Source organism: Streptomyces sp. NPDC001634, assembly GCF_040298185.1.
Classification (GTDB): Bacteria; Actinomycetota; Actinomycetes; order Streptomycetales; family Streptomycetaceae; genus Streptomyces.
Window position 1 is genome coordinate 51989 of the sequence record NZ_JBEOZU010000050.1, and the last position, 16734, is coordinate 68722.

A 16734-nucleotide genomic window follows, 5' to 3' on the forward strand; every position below is an offset into this window, starting at 1 on the left:
GTGAGTACGGTCGCACATCGGATTCGGTACTGTCGACGACGATGCACAAGACCCTGATCGTGACCAACGACTTTCCGCCGCGGCCGGGCGGCATCCAGGCGTTCCTGCACAACATGGCGCTGCGCCTGGACCCCGGGCGGCTGGTCGTCTACGCCTCCACCTGGAAGCGCAGCCGGGAGGGGGTCGAGGCGACGGCCGCCTTCGACGCCGAGCAGCCCTTCACCGTCGTACGCGACCGCACGACGATGCTGCTGCCGACGCCGGGCGCGACCCGGCGGGCGGTGGGGCTGCTGCGGGAGCACGGCTGTACGTCGGTGTGGTTCGGGGCGGCGGCACCGCTCGGCCTGATGGCGCCCGCGCTGCGGCGGGCCGGGGCCGAGCGGCTGGTGGCGACCACACACGGCCATGAGGCGGGCTGGGCCCAACTGCCCGCCGCGCGCACCCTGTTGCGATGGGTCGGCGAGTCCACCGACACGATCACCTACCTCGGCGAGTACACGCGCTCGCGCATCGCCTCCGCGCTGACGCCGCAGGCGGCCGGGCGGATGGTGCAGCTGCCGCCCGGGGTCGACGAGAGGACCTTCCACCCGGGCTCGGGCGGCGACGAGGTCCGCGCCCGCCTGGGGTTCACGGACCGTCCGGTGGTGGTCTGCGTCTCCCGTCTCGTCCCGCGCAAGGGTCAGGACACGCTGATCCGCGCCATGCCGCGCATCCTGGGCAAGGCGCCGGATGCGGTACTCGTGATCGTCGGCGGCGGGCCCTATGAGAAGGACCTGCGCAGGCTCGCCCGGGAGACCGGGGTCGGTGACGCGGTGCACTTCACGGGCGCGGTGCCCTGGTCGGAGCTGCCCGCACACTACGGCGCGGGCGACGTCTTCGCGATGCCGTGCCGCACCCGCCGGGGTGGCCTGGATGTCGAGGGCCTCGGCATCGTGTACCTGGAGGCGTCCGCGACGGGCCTCCCGGTGGTCGCCGGCGACTCGGGCGGCGCACCGGACGCGGTCCTGGACGGCGAGACGGGCTGGGTCGTGCGCGGCGGCTCGGTGGAGGAGACGGCGGACCGCATCATCACCCTTCTGGGAGATCCGGAGCTGCGCCGGAGGATGGGCGAGAGGGGCAGGCAGTGGGTCGAGGAGAGGTGGCGCTGGGACTTGCTGGCGGAGAGGCTCCGGGAACTTCTGTGAGAGCAGTTGCGCCCCTTCAGGGGCGCGGGGCTGTGTCGATATGCGGCTTTGCCGCGTGGGCGCGAGAAACCACAGAGAACCCGTACCCGCCCGACCGGATTGCGCGGCACCCCGGATGGCGCCCAAAAACCGGCCGAAACCCCTAGCCGGAAGGCAAACCTCCGCCGATGCTGCGCCCATGACAGGAAAACTGACACATCGTCATCTGACTAGACGTCAAATCCTCGGCATGGTCGCCCTCCAAACGGCAGCGACACTCGGCCTGACCCGCATCGACCTGCAGTCCGCCCAAGCCGCCGAGCCCGACGCAGTCGACACCGCTCCCGCCATCGTCGTCGGCTCCGGCTACGGCGGCGCCGTAGCCGCCCTCCGCCTCGGCCAGGCCGGCATCCGCACGCTCGTCCTGGAGATGGGCCGGCTGTGGAACACCCCCGGCTCCGACGGCAAGATCTTCTGTTCCACCACCGCCCCGGACCAGAGATCGATGTGGTTCCGGACCCGCACCGAGGCGCCGCTGGCCACCTTCCTGTGGCTGGATGTGGTCAACAAGAACATCAACTCCTACCCCGGCGTCCTCGACCGCGTGCACTTCGACAACATGTCGGTCTTCGTCGGCCGGGGAGTGGGCGGCGGCTCCCTGGTCAACGGCGGCATGGCGGTGACCCCGCTCCAGTCGTACTTCGCCGAGCAGTTCCCGACCGTGGACGCGGACGAGATGTACGGCACCTACTTCCCGCGCGCCCGTTCCATGCTCGGCGTGAACACCATCGACCCCACGTGGTTCGAGTCGACGGAGTGGTACCAGTTCGCCCGCACCTCCCGGAAGGCGGCCTCGAACGCCGGCCTGAAGACCACCTTCGTGCCGAACGTCTACGACTTCGACCACATGGAGCGCGAGGCGCTCGGCACCGCGACCAAGTCCGCGCTGGCGGGCGAGGTCATCTACGGCAACAACTACGGCAAGCGCAGCCTCGACAAGACCTACCTGGCCTCCGCGCTCGGCACCGGCAACGTCACCATCCACACGCTGGAGAAGGTGAAGACCATCAGCCGGGCGAGTGACGGGAGCTGGCTGCTGACCGCCGACCGCATCGACACCACCGGCGCGGTCGTCGAGACCAAGCAGTACAGCTGTACGTACCTCTTCCTCGGCGGTGGCAGCCTCGGCACCACCGAACTCCTGGTCCGCGCCCGGGACACGGGCACCCTGCCGAACCTGGACGCCGGTGTCGGCGGCGGCTGGGGGACCAACGGCAACACCATGCTCGGGCGCGCCAACCACATCTGGGACACGGTCGGCGCCAACCAGGCGACCATGCCGGTCATGGGCATCGACGACTGGGCGAACACCGACAACCCCGTCTTCGCCGAGATCGCCCCGCTGCCCATGGGCTTCGAGCACTGGGTCAGCCTCTATCTGGCGATCACCAAGAACCCCGAGCGGGCGTCGTTCACTTACGACTCCGCGAGCGGTGGGGTGAAGCTCGGCTGGACGGCGGCCCAGAGCGCGGTCTCGGTCGCCATGGCCAAGAAGCTGTTCGACCGGATCAACGCGGCCAACGCCACCATCTACCGCTACGACCTGTTCGGCTCGACGAGCAAGGTCTTCGCGGACGACTTCACGTACCACCCGCTGGGTGGCTGCGTGCTGGGCAAAGCGACCGACAACTACGGCCGGGTGAAAGGCTATTCGAAGCTGTATGTCACCGACGGCTCGCTCGTGCCCGGGTCGATCGGCGTGAATCCCTTCGTGACGATCACCGCGCTCGCCGAACGGACGATGGCGCGGGTCCTCGCCGAGGACACCGCGCCATGAGCCGACTGCCGTACGTGGCCTGCTACTTCCGGTAGATGGCCTCGATCTCGTCCGCGTAGTCCTTCGCCACCACATTGCGCTTGAGCTTCAGGGACGGCGTGAGGTGGCCCGACTCCTCGGTGAACTGGGAGGAGAGAATGCGGAACTTCCGCACCGATTCCGCCTTCGACACCGCGGCGTTGCCGTCGTCGACCGCGTCCTGGATCGCCGCGATCAGATCCGGGTCCTCGCGCAGCGACGCCGCGGTGGAGCCCGCCGGTTTGCCGTGCTCGGCGGCCCAGCGGCCCAGGAACTCCTCGTCGATGGTGACCAGCGCGCCCACGAACGGCCGCCCGTCGCCCACCACCATGCACTCCGCGACCAGCGCGTGCGCCCGGATGCGGTCCTCGATCACGGCCGGGGCGACGTTCTTGCCGCCCGCGGTGACGATGATCTCCTTCTTGCGGCCGGTGATCCTGAGGTAGCCGTCCTCGTCGAGGGTGCCGATGTCACCGGTGTGGAACCAGCCGTCGGCCAGCGCCTCCGCGGTCGCGGCCTCGTTGTTCCAGTACTCCTTGAACAGGTGCTCGCCGTGCAGCAGCACCTCGCCGTCGTCCGCGATACGGATCACGGAACCGGGCAGCGGCTGGCCGACCGTACCGATCTTCTGCCGGTCCCAGGGGTTGAACGCGGTGGCCGCACAGGACTCGGTCAGGCCGTAGCCCTCCAGGACCGTGAAGCCGATGCCGCGGAAGAAGTGGCCCAGACGCTCGCCCAGCGGGGCGCCGCCGGAGATGGCGTACTCGCCACGGCCGCCGAGGACCGCGCGCAGCTTGCTGTAGACGAGCTTGTCGAACGTCTTGTGCTTGATCTTCAGACCGAGGGACGGGCCCGACGGGGTGTCCAGCGCCTTGCTGTACGCGATCGCGGTGTCCGCCGCCTTGTCGAAAATCTTGCCCTTGCCGTCCGCCTGCGCCTTGGCGCGCGCCGAGTTGTAGACCTTCTCGAAGACGCGCGGGACGCCCAGGATCAGGGTCGGCCGGTACGCGGCCAGCTCGTCGGTGAGGTTCTTGATGTCCGGGACGTTGCCCAGCTTGATCGGCGCCATCATCGGCGCGACCTGGACCAGACGGCCGAAGACGTGCGCGAGCGGGAGGAAGAGCAGGACGGAACACTCACCGGTGCGGAACAGCGGCCGCAGCCGCTCCACGATGTTCCCGCACTCGGCGAAGAAGCTGCGGTGGGTGAGCACACAGCCCTTGGGGCGGCCGGTGGTGCCGCTGGTGTAGACGATGGTCGCCGGGTCGTCCGCCTTGGCGAGCGAGCTGCGCTCCTCGACGGTGGCGTCGCTGACGTCCTGGCCCAGCCGGCCCAGCTCCTCCACGCCCCCGGCTTCGATCTGCCAGACGTGCTTGAGCGCGGGCAGCCGGTCGCGCACCGACTCGACGGCCGTGGCGTGGCTGTCCAGCTCCACGATGCAGGCGGTCGCGCCCGAGTCACTGAGGATCCACTGCACCTGCTCCGGCGAGCTGGTCTCGTACACCGGCACGGTGATCGCGCCCGCGCTCCAGATCGCGAAGTCGAGCAGCGTCCACTCGTAACGGGTCCGGGACATCAGACCCACCCGGTCGCCCGGCTGCACACCGGAGGCGATGAGCCCCTTGGCCGCGGCCCGCACCTCGGCGAGGAAGGCGGTGGCGGTGACGTCCTGCCAGGAACCGCCCACCTTACGGGCGATGACGGCGACATCGGGATGCTGCGCGGCGTTTCTGCGGACGATGTCGGTCAGGTTGCCGTCCGCAGGGACCTCGTACAAAGCCGGAAGGCTGAACTCGCGCAAAGCTGCTGCTCCTCATAGGGCGCCGACGCCACGACTCGGTGTGCTGCGACGGTGCGGTCCAAGGCTCGGGCAGGTGCGCAGGGTTCTTCCTACGGAGTCGTTGGTTGAAACCCTGAGCACGACTGGACTGCCCGGACGTTACCCGCCGGTATGGCTTCTACGACAGGGGGTCCCGACGAGATGTTCCGTGCGTCACACGTGTTGGCGTTCCTTTGCGCACAGTAGTCGACGCCATTACTGACTGGCCAGTAACCGCAGGATCGGTCGACACTGTTCACGTTTGCCGCACACCCCTACGCTTGATCGTCATGGCACCCACACCGGGCGGTAACCGCAGGACACGGATTCACGTGGTCAGCGACGTGCACGGCAACGCGCGCGACCTGGCCAGGGCCGGCGACGGGGCGGACGCCCTGATCTGTCTGGGTGACCTGGTCCTGTTCCTCGACTACGCCGACCACTCGCGCGGGATCTTCCCGGACCTGTTCGGCGAGGAGAACACCGACCGGCTGGTCGAACTGCGCACCGCCCGCCGCTACGAGGAGGCGCGGGCGTTCGGCGCCGAACTGTGGGCCGGCGTGGGTGCGGACCGCGGCGCGGCCATCGAGAAGGCGGTCCGCAGGCAGTACGCCGAACTGTTCGCCGCGTTCCCGGCGCCGACGTACGCCACCTACGGCAATGTCGACATGCCGACTCTTTGGCCCGAGTACGCCGGACAGGGCACGACCGTGCTGGACGGCGAACGGGTGGAGATAGGCGGCTGGACCTTCGGCTTCGTCGGCGGGGGACTGCGCACCCCGATGCGGACCCCGTACGAGATCAGTGACGAGGAGTACGCGGCGAAGATCGAGGCGGTGGGGGAGGTGGACGTGCTGTGCACTCACATCCCGCCGGAGGTGCCGGAGCTGGTGTACGACACGGTGGCGCGGCGTTTCGAACGCGGCAGCCGGGCGCTCCTGGACGCCATCCGCCGCACGCGCCCGAGGTACTCGCTCTTCGGCCATGTCCACCAGCCGCTGGTGCGGAGGATGCGGATCGGGGCCACGGAGTGCGTGAACGTGGGGCACTTCGCCGGGAGCGGGAGACCCTGGTCGCTGGAGTGGTGATCGGGTCGCCGTGCGGCGGGTGATGCAGCCTCCTCGGCCAAAGCGCAGGTGGGGTGGTAGCGGCGGGACCCGTGCGCGGTAGCCTTCACGCTGCACACGCGTGCGCACGTGCGCGCACCGACCTCCCTCACCGGACCGCATCTGGAGGAGCCACGGCGATGGCGGAACACACCAGCTCGAGCATCACGATCGAGGCGGCTCCGGCCGACGTCATGCGGGTGATCGCCGACTTCGCGCGCTACCCGGACTGGACGGGAGAGGTGAAGGAGGCGGAGGTCCTCGCGACGGACGCGCGGGGCCGCGCCGAGCAGGTGCGTCTTGTCATGGACGCCGGTGCGATCAAGGACGACCAGACGCTCGCGTACACCTGGACGGGCGACAGCGAGGTCTCGTGGACCCTGGTCAAGTCCCAGATGCTCCGCTCCCTGGACGGCTCCTACCTCCTGAAGCCGGCGGGCTCGGGCGGCACGGAGGTCACGTACCGGCTGACGGTGGACGTCAAGATCCCGATGCTCGGCATGATCAAGCGCAAGGCCGAGAAGGTCATCATCGACCGGGCGCTGGCGGGGCTGAAGAAGAGGGTGGAGTCGGGGGAGGAGTAAGCGCGCGAGGGGCACTTCTCGGCCCAGTCCTCGCGTGACCAGCCCGTCCGGCGTTCGAGGACGAGACCGTTCAGGCCGATCGGGGGTCTGGGGGCGGAGCCCCCAGGCGCTGCCCGTGAGCCGGGGGCTCGCCGATGTCCTGCTCAGCCGGCCGGCAAGGCACGGGTACCGTTCACCCCCATGCGCACCATCCTGATCACCGGCCCCGGCGGCTGTGGCCGAACCACCGTCGCCGCAGCCACCGCGCTGAATGCCGCCCGCCAGGGCACCCGCACCCTCGTGCTCAGCGCCGACCGTACGGACACCCTCGGTGCCGTACTCGGCGCAAGCACCGGTGCCTCCCTCGTGGAAGCCGCCCCCAACCTCATGGCCTGGCGTCCCGACGCCGCCGAACGCTTCCGCGAGGACCTGGCCGCCTTCCAGGACCGCGCGGCCGGAGTGCTCGACCTCCTCGGTGCCGCCCGGCTGGACGCCGAGGAGGTCACCGCCCTGCCCGGCGCCGAGGAACTCGCCCTGCTGCGCGCCCTGCGCGACGCCGCGCTCTCGGAGTCGTACGACCTTCTCGTCGTCGACCTGCCCCCGGCCCCGCAGGCGCTCGCCCTCCTCGCCCTCCCGGAGGAACTCCGCCGCTATCTGCGCCGTCTGCTCCCGCAGGAACGGCAGGCCGCCCGCGCCCTGCGCCCGGTCCTCGGCCGGCTCGCCGGCGTCCCGATGCCCGCCGAGTGGCTGTACGAGACGGCCGCCCGCTGGGACATCGAGCTGGCCGCCACCGAGGCCGTCGTGGCCGACCGCGCGACCAGCGTGTGGCTGGTCGCCGAGCCGGGTCCGGCCGGTGGAGACGCCGTCCGTGCCGCCGTCACCGGTCTCGCCCTGCGGGGCCTGCGCCCCGAGACCCTGGTCGCCAACCGTGTCCTGCCCGACACCGGCCACGACACCTGGCTCGCGAGCCTCGCCGCCCAGCAGCGCAAGGGCCTGGAGGAGTGGCAGGGGACGTACGCCGTCCACGGCGTCCCGCACCTTGGCCACGACCCGCGCGGCGCCGACGACCTCGCCGCGCTCGCGGCCCCCGCCGTCAACCCGGCGCCTGCCCCGGTCGAGTGGCCCGTGGAGGACCGCCTCGCCGAGGACGGCGTGCTCGTGTGGCACATCCCCCTTTCCGGCGCGATACGCGAAGCACTGGACCTCGTCCGGCGGGGCGACGAACTCGTCCTGACGGTGGGTCCGTTCCGCCGGATCGTTCCGCTCCCCTCGGCCCTGCGCCGCTGCACCGTGGCCGGCGCGGCCCTGCGCGAGAGCGAGCTGCGCATCCGCTTCGCACCGGACCCGGAGCTGTGGCCCCACCACATCTGACCGGTCCCGGAACGAGAGCGCCGGGAGGCTGCTTGGCCCGGGTCCCGGGACACGGTGCGGCGAGGCTGCCGCCTCCGGGCTTCGGGTGAGCGGTCTGTCTCCGGGTTCCGGGTGGTGGTCTGCTCCCGGCCGCCGGGGGTCTCCCGCCTTCCGGTTCTGGACAGCGGTCCGTCTCCCGGTGCCGGGTTCTCCCGGCAGCCGGACAGCGGTCTGCTCCCGCACGCCGGGGGCTGCCTGCTTCCGGGCTTCGGAAAGTGGTCCGTTCCCGGCTGCGGGAGGTTGCCCGCATCGGGGTCCGGGGAGCGGTGTCTTCCCGGCTTCGGGTGGTGGTTTGCTCCCTGCCGCCGGGGCTGGCCCTTTCCGGTTTTCGGGAAGTGGTCCGCTTCCGGCCGCCGGGGGGGTGCCCGCCTCGGGCTTCGGGTAAGTGGTCTGCTCCGGGGCTCCGGGCGGCTGCTCGCTCTGGGTTCCGGGTGGGGCTTGGCTGCCGGGAAGCGTGGCGCCTCCGGGCTCCGGGAACCGGTCCGCCTCCGGGCTCCGATGAGGTGGCCCCCGGGCTCCGGGAACCGGTCCGCCCCGGGCTCCGAGAGGTCCCCGGGCTCCGGGGACCGGTCCGCCCCGGGCGGGCCGAGTGGCGGGGTGGCGGCCGGTGAAGGACGTACCCCCGTTCGGGTAACGTCGGGGGTACGAACCGCAGTCAGGAGTCCGCCATGAGCGAAGAGCGCCCCACGTCCGACGCCGCTCAGGAGGAGGCCGTCGACGAGGTCCGGGCGACCGACGCCGACGCCTGGGCGAAGGCATGCGCCGAGGATCTCGCCGCGGAGAAGGCCCGCCGCCGGGCCCGGTACGGCCCACCGCCCGGCACGGCCGCCGAGGAGCTGCGCAAGCTCGTCGACGCCGTCGCGGACAAGCTGTCCGGCCTGCAGACGCCGCTGTTCGGCGCCGCCGCCTCGGGCGCGGCCCAGCAGATGGTCCACCAGGTGGTGCAGCAGGCCAAGGCCGCCGTGGAACCCGTCATCGACCGCAACCCGGACGTCTTCGACCATCTCGCTGCGGCCGGCTCGGAGCTGCTCGCGGCCTACCGCTCCGCCGTCGAGGCCCAGGAACGCCGCTGGACGAACCGCACCTCCCGCGACTCCGACCCGCGCCGGGAGGACGGGGAGCAGGGGCCCGGGGAGCACATCGACCTCGACTAGGGCGAGCCCGGGCGTGCCGGGCGTTCCGAGGGCCGAGAGCAGTCCGACACCCTCAAGCCCCCGTGAGGCCCTGCCGTCAGTCCCGCCTGCCCGGCGGGCGGACGACGGGAGCCTGACGGCAGGGCCTCGGGTACGGTTGGCCGTAGCGGGGCTCGACCGAAACTGAGGGATTCATGGGACTCACCATCGGCGTCGACATCGGCGGCACGAAGATCGCGGCCGGTGTGGTCGACGAGGAAGGCAACATCCTCTCGACCCACAAGGTGCCGACTCCGGGCACGCCCGAGGCCATCGTGGACGCCATTGCCGCAGCCGTCGAGGGCGCCCGTGCAGGGCATGAAATCGTGGGTGTCGGGATCGGCGCCGCCGGATACGTCAACCGTCAGCGCTCCACCGTCTACTTCGCGCCGAACATCGACTGGCGTCAGGAGCCGCTGAAGGAGAAGGTCGAGGCCCGTGTGGGCCTTCCGGTGGTCGTGGAGAACGACGCTAACGCGGCCGCGTGGGGCGAGTACAAGTTCGGCGCGGGCAAGGGCCACCGCAACGTCATCTGCATCACGCTCGGCACCGGCCTCGGCGGCGGCATCATCATCGGCAACAAGCTCCGCCGCGGCCACTTCGGCGTGGCCGCCGAGTTCGGCCACATCCGGATGGTCCCGGACGGTCTGCTGTGCGGCTGCGGCTCGCAGGGCTGCTGGGAGCAGTACGCCTCCGGCCGCGCCCTCGTCCGGTACGCGAAGCAGCGCGCCAACGCCACCCCCGAGAACGCCGAACTGCTGCTCTCGCTGGGCGACGGCACCCCCGAGGGCATCGAGGGCAAGCACATCTCCATGGCCGCCCGCCAGGGCGACCCGGTCGCCGTCGACTCCTACCGCGAACTCGCCCGCTGGGCCGGCGCCGGCCTCGCCGATCTGGCCTCGCTCTTCGACCCCTCCGCGTTCATCGTGGGCGGCGGCCTCTCGGACGAGGGCGAGCTGGTGCTCGAGCCGATCCGCAAGTCGTACAAGCGCTGGCTGGTCGGCGGCAACTGGCGCCCGGTCGCCGACGTCATCGCCGCCCAGCTGGGCAACGAGGCGGGCCTGGTGGGAGCCGCGGACCTGGCCCGGGAGCCCGACCCGGTCATGTGACGACGGCCATGGGCGGATTCGGGCCATATGTGCGGGCGTTTCACGTCCCGGCAGCGGCCCGAATCCGCCCATCGCCTCCCGGCCGACGCCCCGGCGTATCTTGATCGGCATGGCGACGACCATCACGCTGCCCAACTCCCGCACCGAGCCCGACGGTTCGGCCGTCCTCCGGGTCCTCAGCTACAACATCCGCTCGATGCGTGACGACACCGACGCGCTCGCCCGGGTGATCAGCGCCTGTGCCCCGGACCTCGTCCTCGTCCAGGAGGCCCCCCGTTTCTTCCGCTGGCGGAAGAAACTCGCCCGGCTCGCCGCGTCCTCCGGTCTGGTGATCCTCACGGGCGGTGCGACCGCGGCGGGACCGGCGATTCTCTGCTCGCTCCGGGCCACGGTCGAACGCACCGAGGACGTACTGCTGCCGCTCACCCCCGGGCTGCACCGGCGGGGCTTCGCCACAGCCGTCGTGCGGTTCGGCGGCGCCCGGCTGGGGGTACTCAGCTGCCATCTGAGCCTGCAGAAGGACGAGCGGTACGACCAGGGCGGCATGCTCCTCGAGCGGCTCGCCAGGATGGGTGTGGAGCACGCCATCGCGGGCGGCGACCTCAACGAACGCCCGGACGGCCCCACCTTCGAGCGCCTGGCCACCGACCTCCGGGACGGCTGGGCCGCCGCCCCCTGGGGCGCCGAGTACACATGGACGCCCCCCGACCCCTACCAGCGCATCGACGCGATCTTCACCACGAAGGGCATCGAGGTCCTCGGCTGCGGGGTCCCGCTGGGCCACCCGGGTGTGACGGAGACGGATCTGAGGGCGGCCACGGACCACTTTCCCGTGCTGGCCGCCCTCCGGGTTCCCTCGGCGTAGCTCTCAGACCACCGCGCCGCGGCCCGGATCGCCGTCGTCATCGTCGTCCGTCTTCATGCGCACCACCAGCGTCACGAAGCCGCCCAGGAAGCCGCCGACGCCGACCGTGGCGAGCCACCAGGTCATCTCCCAGCCGAGCAGGACGGCCAGCAGAAGCAGAACAGGGCCGCCGACCACCCCCAGCCAGGCGAACTTCGCCGTCGTGTCGGCCGCAGGCAGCGGCGGCGGCTCCGGGGGCACGAAATGGCCCTCGTCGTCCTCGTCGAAGTCGTCCTCGGAGGGCTCCGGCGCGGTGTAGTCGCGCGGGCCCACACCGGGGGCGAAGGAGATCGAGCTGCCCAGCGGCTTCGCCGGCTCGTCCTTCTTGTTGTCCTTGTCGTCGCCCTTGACGCCGTTCGGCTCCCAGTCGGGCAGCGCCAGGTTCTCGACCGGCTTGAACGGCTTCGTGCCGGGCGGGTCCGGCGGCTCCTCGCCGTACCCGGCGACGATCGCCGCCCATGCGGCCTCCTCGTCAAAAGGCACGCCCTTCTCGTCCGGCTCGCGGTCCTCGCGGTCGGAGTCGTGCTCAGCCACCTGCGGCCGTCCCTTCTTTGCCGACACTGGGCGCGAGCCGGCCGATGAACGCGTGGCTCTCCTCGAAGATCCGGTCCGCGTCGTGGTCCAACGTCGCCACGTGGTAGCTCTGTTCCAGCAGGATCTCCCTGACGTCCGTGGAGGAGACCCGGCCGAGGATCCGGGCCGAGTCGACCGGCGGCACAACATGGTCCTGGGGGCTGTGCAGGAGCAGCAGCGGCTGGGTGACCTGCGGCAGCTCGCCGTCGACCGTCCGGAAGAAGTTCCGCAGGGAGTGGGCGGCGTGCAGCGGCACCCGGTCGTAGCCAAGTTCCACGCTGCCCTCCTTGGCGATGTCGCTGGTGATCCCCTTCGTCGAACGGACAAGGTGGCGGGCCACCGGAAGGGCGTACGCCGACAGGCCGTGCACCTTGTTCGCCGGGTTGACGACCACGATGCCGCTGATCGCCTCCCCGTGCTTGGCGGCGAGCCGAAGGGCCAGGGCACCGCCCATGGACAGGCCGGCCACGAACACCTGCGAGCAGCGGTCGCGCAGGGCGCGCAGCTCGCGGTCCACCTCCGCGTACCAGTCCTGCCAGCTGGTGAGCTGCATGTCCTCCCAGCGCGTGCCGTGCCCGGGCAGCAGCGGCAGCGAGACGGTGAGCCCGCGCTCGGCGAGATACTCCGCCCAGGGGCGCAGCGACTGGGGGGAACCGGTGAAGCCGTGGCAGAGGAGGACGCCGATCTCCCCGCCGTCGTGGCGGTACGGCTCGGCTCCAGGGAGGACCGGCACGTTCGGTCTCCTGTTCATGAAAAGGGGCTGGGCACGTTCATTGCAGGTACTTCACCGTACGCGACGGCACTGACACCGACCAGGGTCGTCGGGTTCTTTACGGGTGGACCGGGTTAAGGTCTGATCGACAGATACAGGAGGCACTCGGTTGTTGTACGGCGCGATGAAGGTATCCATCGGGGGGCCGCTGAAGCTCGCCTTCAGGCCCTGGGTGGAAGGCCTCGAGAACATTCCCGCCGAGGGCCCGGCGATCCTGGCGAGCAATCACCTGTCCTTCTCGGACTCGTTCTTCCTGCCCGCGGTCCTCGACCGCAAGGTGACCTTCATCGCGAAGGCCGAGTACTTCACCACGCCGGGCGTGAAGGGCAAGCTGACCGCCGCCTTCTTCAAGGGCGTCGGCCAGCTTCCGGTGGACCGCTCGGGCGCCCGCGGGGCGGGCGAGGCCGCCATCAAGAGCGGCATAGAAGTACTGGAGCGCGGCGAGTTGTTCGGCATCTACCCGGAGGGCACCCGCTCGCCCGACGGCCGCCTCTACCGGGGCAAGCCCGGCGGCCTCGCGCGCGTGGCGCTCGCCACCGGGGCGCCCGTGATCCCGGTCGCCATGATCGACACGGAGAAGATCCAGCCGCCGGGGAAGATCATGCCCAAGCTGATGCGGCCCGGCATCCGCATCGGCAAGCCGCTGGACTTCAGCCGGTACCAGGGCATGGAGCACGACCGGTTCGTGCTGCGTGCGGTGACCGACGAGGTCATGTACGAGATCATGAAGCTTTCCGGCCAGGAATACGTCGACATGTATGCGACCGCCGCCAAGCGGCAGATCGCGGAGGCGGCGAAGGCGGAGAAGCAGGCCGAGAAGCAGGCGCAGAAGGAAGCCGAACAGGCGCAGAAGGACGCGGAGAACACGGCCCGGAAGGACGCGCAGAAGGACGCGGGGGAAACAGCCCTGACGGACGCGCAGAGGGACACGGCGAAGGCAGCGGAGAAGGCGGCCGCCGCCCAGGACACCGGGAAGGAACCGGCGGGCTCCTAGGGGCGCGGTCCGTACGGCTCGGGGAGGCGAACGACCAAAGGGGGGGGCATGGCCAAGCGCGAGCGAGTCATCAGGATGTCGGTCGAGCAGCCGCTGTGGCGTGCGCTCGCGGCGTACCGCGTGCTCACGATGCTGTACGCGATCGGGCTCTTCGTGACCGCACACGGCACGTTCGCCCGGCCCTGGGTGGCCGTCGCGTACTACGCCGTACTGTTCGTGTGGACGCTGGCCACGCTCCCCAGGGTCGCGAACGCGGCGAGCTGCACCAAGCGGTTCCTGGCCGTCGACCTCACCATCGCGCTCACCGGCATCCTCCTCACCCCCCTCGCCGACACGCACGAGCGGATCCTCTCGGGCGGCCCGACCCTGCCGTCGATATGGACCGCCGGGTCCGTTCTGGCGTACGCGATCAAGGGCGGCTGGCGCTGGGCGGCCTTCGCCTCCACACCGGTCGCCGCGGCGAACCTGATTGAACGCGGCGCCCCGGCCCGCGACACCGTGCACAACGTGATCCTCGTCTGGGTCGCCTCCATCGCGATCGGGTACGTCGTCGAGGTCGCCCGTGCCTCCGAGCGCACCCTCGCCCGCGCCCTGGAGATCGAGGCCGCGACCCGTGAACGGGAGCGGCTGGCCCGGGACATCCACGACAGCGTGCTCCAGGTGCTCGCCATGGTGCAGCGGCGCGGCACCGCCCTCGGCGGTGAGGCCGCGGAGCTGGGCCGGCTGGCCGGGGAGCAGGAAGTCGCCCTGCGCACCCTGGTCTCCGGCGGTCTGGTGCCCACCTCACGGGTGTCGGAGGACGCGGCGCTCGGCGCGGTCGTCCGCGCGGTCGACGAGCCGGACGCCGAGGAGGGCCCGGCCGACCTGCGCTCCCTGCTCGCCCCGTACGCCGGTGCGCGGGTCACGCTCTCCGAGCCCGGTTCCCCGGTGCCGCTCGCTCCGGCCGCGGCCCGCGAAGTGGCCGCCGCCGTCGGTGCCGCACTGGACAATGTCCGCAGACACGCGGGGGACGCGGCACGGGCCTGGATCCTGGTCGAGGACGAACCGGACGAGATCGTCGTGACCGTGCGGGACGACGGGCCCGGCATCCCGGAGGGGCGGCTTGCCCAGGCCGAGGGGGAGGGACGGCTCGGGGTGGCCCAGTCGATCCGCGGCCGGCTGCGCGACATCGGCGGGAGCGCCGAGCTGATCTCGGTCCCGGGCCAGGGCACCGAGGTCGAACTGAAGATACCGAAGGTTTCACGGGGGAAGGCGGAGCAGCGGTGACGGAGAGCGGGACGACGACGGGCGGGCCGGGCCAGGCGCCGATCAGGGTCATGGTGGTCGACGACCACCCCATGTGGCGCGATGCCGTCGCCCGCGACCTGGCCGAGTCGGGCTTCGACGTGGTCGCCACGGCGGGCGACGGCGAGCAGGCGGTGCGCCGCGCGCAGGCCGCCGCCCCCGACGTCCTCGTCCTGGACCTGAACCTGCCCGCGAAGCCGGGCGTCCAGGTCTGCAAGGAACTCGTCGGCGCCAACCCGGCGCTCAGGGTCCTGGTGCTGTCGGCGAGCGGCGAGCACGCGGACGTACTGGAGGCGGTGAAGTCGGGCGCGACGGGCTATCTGCTGAAGTCGGCGTCCACGGAGGAGCTGATCGACGCGGTGCGCCGCACGGCGGTCGGCGACCCGGTGTTCACGCCCGGCCTCGCGGGCCTGGTCCTCGGCGAGTACCGCCGCCTCGCCTCCGAACCGGCCCCGGCCGCGGGCGCCGACGAGCCCAGGGCACCACGGCTGACCGACCGCGAGACGGAGGTGCTGCGGCTGGTCGCCAAGGGCCTGAGTTACAAGCAGATAGCCGAGCGCCTGGTCATCTCGCACCGCACCGTGCAGAACCACGTCCAGAACACCCTGGGCAAGCTGCAGTTGCACAACAGGGTGGAACTGGTGCGGTACGCCATCGAGTGGGGGCTCGACGGCGAGTGAACCGCCCGTGCGGATTCCCGCTTTCGAGTGGATTTGCGCTGATCAACTACCCGACATTTCACCGGAATTGACCTTCCTCGCCATGCCGGAGTGACGTGCGTCACCATTAGCGTGACTCGCATCAGGCAACCGCGGCGAAGGGACATTTCCATGCGGGTCGGAGTACTGACCGGAGGCGGCGACTGCCCCGGGCTCAACGCCGTCATCCGGGGCATCGTCCGCAAGGGCGTGCAGGAGTACGGCTATGACTTCGTCGGCTTCCGTGACGGCTGGCGGGGTCCCCTCGAGGGTGACACCGTCCGGCTCGACATCCCCGCCGTGCGCGGCATCCTGCCCCGCGGCGGCACCATCCTCGGCTCCTCGCGCACCAATCCGCTCAAGCAGGAGAACGGCATCCGCCGCATCAAGGACAACCTCGCGAAGGAGGAGGTCGACGCGCTCGTCGCGATCGGCGGCGAGGACACGCTCGGGGTCGCGGCGCGCCTGGCCGACGAGTACGGCGTCCATGTCATCGGCGTGCCGAAGACCATCGACAACGACCTGTCCGCCACGGACTACACCTTCGGCTTCGACACCGCCGTCAACATCGCGACCGAGGCGATCGACCGTCTGCACACGACGGCGGAGTCGCACATGCGGGTGCTGGTGGTGGAGGTGATGGGCCGCCACGCGGGCTGGATCGCCATCCACTCGGGGCTCGCGGGCGGGGCCAATGTCATCCTCATCCCCGAACAGCGCTTCGACGTCGACCAGGTGTGCGCATGGGTGACGTCCCGGTTCAAGGCGTCGTACGCGCCGATCGTGGTCGTGGCCGAGGGGGCGATGCCGAAGGACGGCGACATGGTGCTCAAGGACGGGTCGCTGGACTCGTTCGGGCATGTCCGCCTCTCGGGTGTCGGCGAATGGCTGGCGAAGGAGATCGAGCGGCGTACGGGCAAGGAGGCCCGTACGACCGTGCTCGGGCACGTCCAGCGCGGCGGTACGCCGAGCGCCTTCGACCGCTGGCTCGCCACCCGCTTCGGCCTGCACGCCATCGAGGCGGTCCGCGACGGCGACTTCGGCAAGATGGTCGCCCTGCGCGGCACGGACATCGTCCGTGTCCCGATCTCGGAGGCCACGGCCAAGCTGAAGACGGTCGACCCGAAGCTGTACGAGGAGGTCGGCGTCTTCTTCGGCTGACCCTCCGCGGTGTGTGGGGCGGGGGCCGCCCCCCCGCGCCCCCACCCACCCCCCTCCCCCCCTCTCCCGTCCCCCCTCCCACATCAGTTTCGGTGACCGGCGCGACCCTGTTCCCCCCAGACCCACGGACACACCTTTCTCGCCGGGTGTG

The 16734-nt window shown here is 70.9% G+C and carries 15 protein-coding genes; 12 read left to right on the forward strand and 3 right to left on the reverse strand.

Features of this window, described 5'->3' with window-relative positions; translation table 11 throughout:
- The first annotated feature begins 41 nt into the window (after positions 1 to 41).
- A complete protein-coding gene (locus ABT186_RS29125) occupies positions 42 to 1184 on the forward strand; it encodes a glycosyltransferase family 4 protein (RefSeq protein WP_351927573.1) in 1143 nt (380 codons plus the stop codon).
- A 178-nt stretch (positions 1185 to 1362) separates the two neighbouring features.
- Positions 1363 to 3000: a GMC oxidoreductase gene (locus tag ABT186_RS29130; protein WP_502973355.1), complete on the forward strand. Its 1638-nt coding sequence runs from the start codon at positions 1363 to 1365 to the stop codon at positions 2998 to 3000.
- A gap of 22 nt (positions 3001 to 3022) precedes the next feature.
- Here ABT186_RS29130 and ABT186_RS29135 read toward each other — a convergent pair whose 3' ends face one another.
- Positions 3023 to 4819, reverse strand: coding sequence for an AMP-dependent synthetase/ligase (locus ABT186_RS29135; RefSeq protein ID WP_351235984.1), 1797 nt, complete (start codon positions 4817 to 4819; stop codon positions 3023 to 3025).
- A 308-nt stretch (positions 4820 to 5127) separates the two neighbouring features.
- Between ABT186_RS29135 and ABT186_RS29140 the strand changes: the two genes are divergently transcribed.
- From ABT186_RS29140 to ABT186_RS29165, 6 genes are all read left to right on the forward strand, one after another.
- A complete protein-coding gene (locus tag ABT186_RS29140) occupies positions 5128 to 5925 on the forward strand; it encodes a metallophosphoesterase family protein (RefSeq protein ID WP_351235982.1) in 798 nt (265 codons plus the stop codon).
- A gap of 158 nt (positions 5926 to 6083) precedes the next feature.
- On the forward strand, positions 6084 to 6527 hold the full coding sequence (locus ABT186_RS29145; RefSeq protein ID WP_351235980.1) for an SRPBCC family protein: 444 nt from the start codon (positions 6084 to 6086) through the stop codon (positions 6525 to 6527).
- A gap of 180 nt (positions 6528 to 6707) precedes the next feature.
- On the forward strand, positions 6708 to 7877 hold the full coding sequence (locus tag ABT186_RS29150; protein ID WP_351236707.1) for an ArsA family ATPase: 1170 nt from the start codon (positions 6708 to 6710) through the stop codon (positions 7875 to 7877).
- Between the two features lie 707 nt (positions 7878 to 8584).
- Positions 8585 to 9070, forward strand: a complete 486-nt coding sequence (locus ABT186_RS29155) for a DUF5304 domain-containing protein (protein ID WP_351236709.1) — start codon at positions 8585 to 8587, stop codon at positions 9068 to 9070.
- Between the two features lie 173 nt (positions 9071 to 9243).
- Positions 9244 to 10197 (forward strand): ROK family glucokinase, encoded by a 954-nt coding sequence (locus ABT186_RS29160; RefSeq protein WP_351236711.1) that lies wholly within the window; start codon positions 9244 to 9246, stop codon positions 10195 to 10197.
- Positions 10198 to 10306: 109 nt separating this feature from the next.
- Entirely contained in the window at positions 10307 to 11062 is a 756-nt protein-coding gene (locus tag ABT186_RS29165) for an endonuclease/exonuclease/phosphatase family protein (RefSeq protein ID WP_351236713.1), read from the forward strand.
- 3 nt (positions 11063 to 11065) lie between these two features.
- Here the strand turns inward: ABT186_RS29165 and ABT186_RS29170 are convergent, their stop codons facing one another.
- Together ABT186_RS29170 and ABT186_RS29175 are read right to left on the reverse strand one after the other, a co-directional pair.
- A complete protein-coding gene (locus ABT186_RS29170) occupies positions 11066 to 11635 on the reverse strand; it encodes a hypothetical protein (protein ID WP_351236714.1) in 570 nt (189 codons plus the stop codon).
- Positions 11628 to 12407, reverse strand: coding sequence for an alpha/beta hydrolase (locus ABT186_RS29175; protein WP_351236715.1), 780 nt, complete (start codon positions 12405 to 12407; stop codon positions 11628 to 11630). Before ABT186_RS29175 ends, ABT186_RS29170 begins: the two co-directional genes overlap by 8 nt.
- Positions 12408 to 12570: 163 nt before the next feature.
- Here ABT186_RS29175 and ABT186_RS29180 point away from each other — a divergent pair, with 163 nt between their 5' ends.
- The 4 genes from ABT186_RS29180 to ABT186_RS29195 all read left to right on the forward strand — a co-directional run bounded on the left by ABT186_RS29180 (position 12571) and on the right by ABT186_RS29195 (position 16583).
- Positions 12571 to 13440: a lysophospholipid acyltransferase family protein gene (locus tag ABT186_RS29180; protein WP_351236717.1), complete on the forward strand. Its 870-nt coding sequence runs from the start codon at positions 12571 to 12573 to the stop codon at positions 13438 to 13440.
- Between the two features lie 48 nt (positions 13441 to 13488).
- Complete coding sequence (macS, locus tag ABT186_RS29185) at positions 13489 to 14706, forward strand: MacS family sensor histidine kinase (RefSeq protein WP_351236719.1); 1218 nt, start codon at positions 13489 to 13491, stop codon at positions 14704 to 14706.
- A gap of 50 nt (positions 14707 to 14756) precedes the next feature.
- Positions 14757 to 15404, forward strand: coding sequence for a response regulator (locus tag ABT186_RS29190; RefSeq protein WP_351236722.1), 648 nt, complete (start codon positions 14757 to 14759; stop codon positions 15402 to 15404).
- A gap of 150 nt (positions 15405 to 15554) precedes the next feature.
- Positions 15555 to 16583, forward strand: coding sequence for a 6-phosphofructokinase (locus ABT186_RS29195; protein WP_351236721.1), 1029 nt, complete (start codon positions 15555 to 15557; stop codon positions 16581 to 16583).
- The last annotated feature ends 151 nt before the right edge of the window (positions 16584 to 16734 follow it).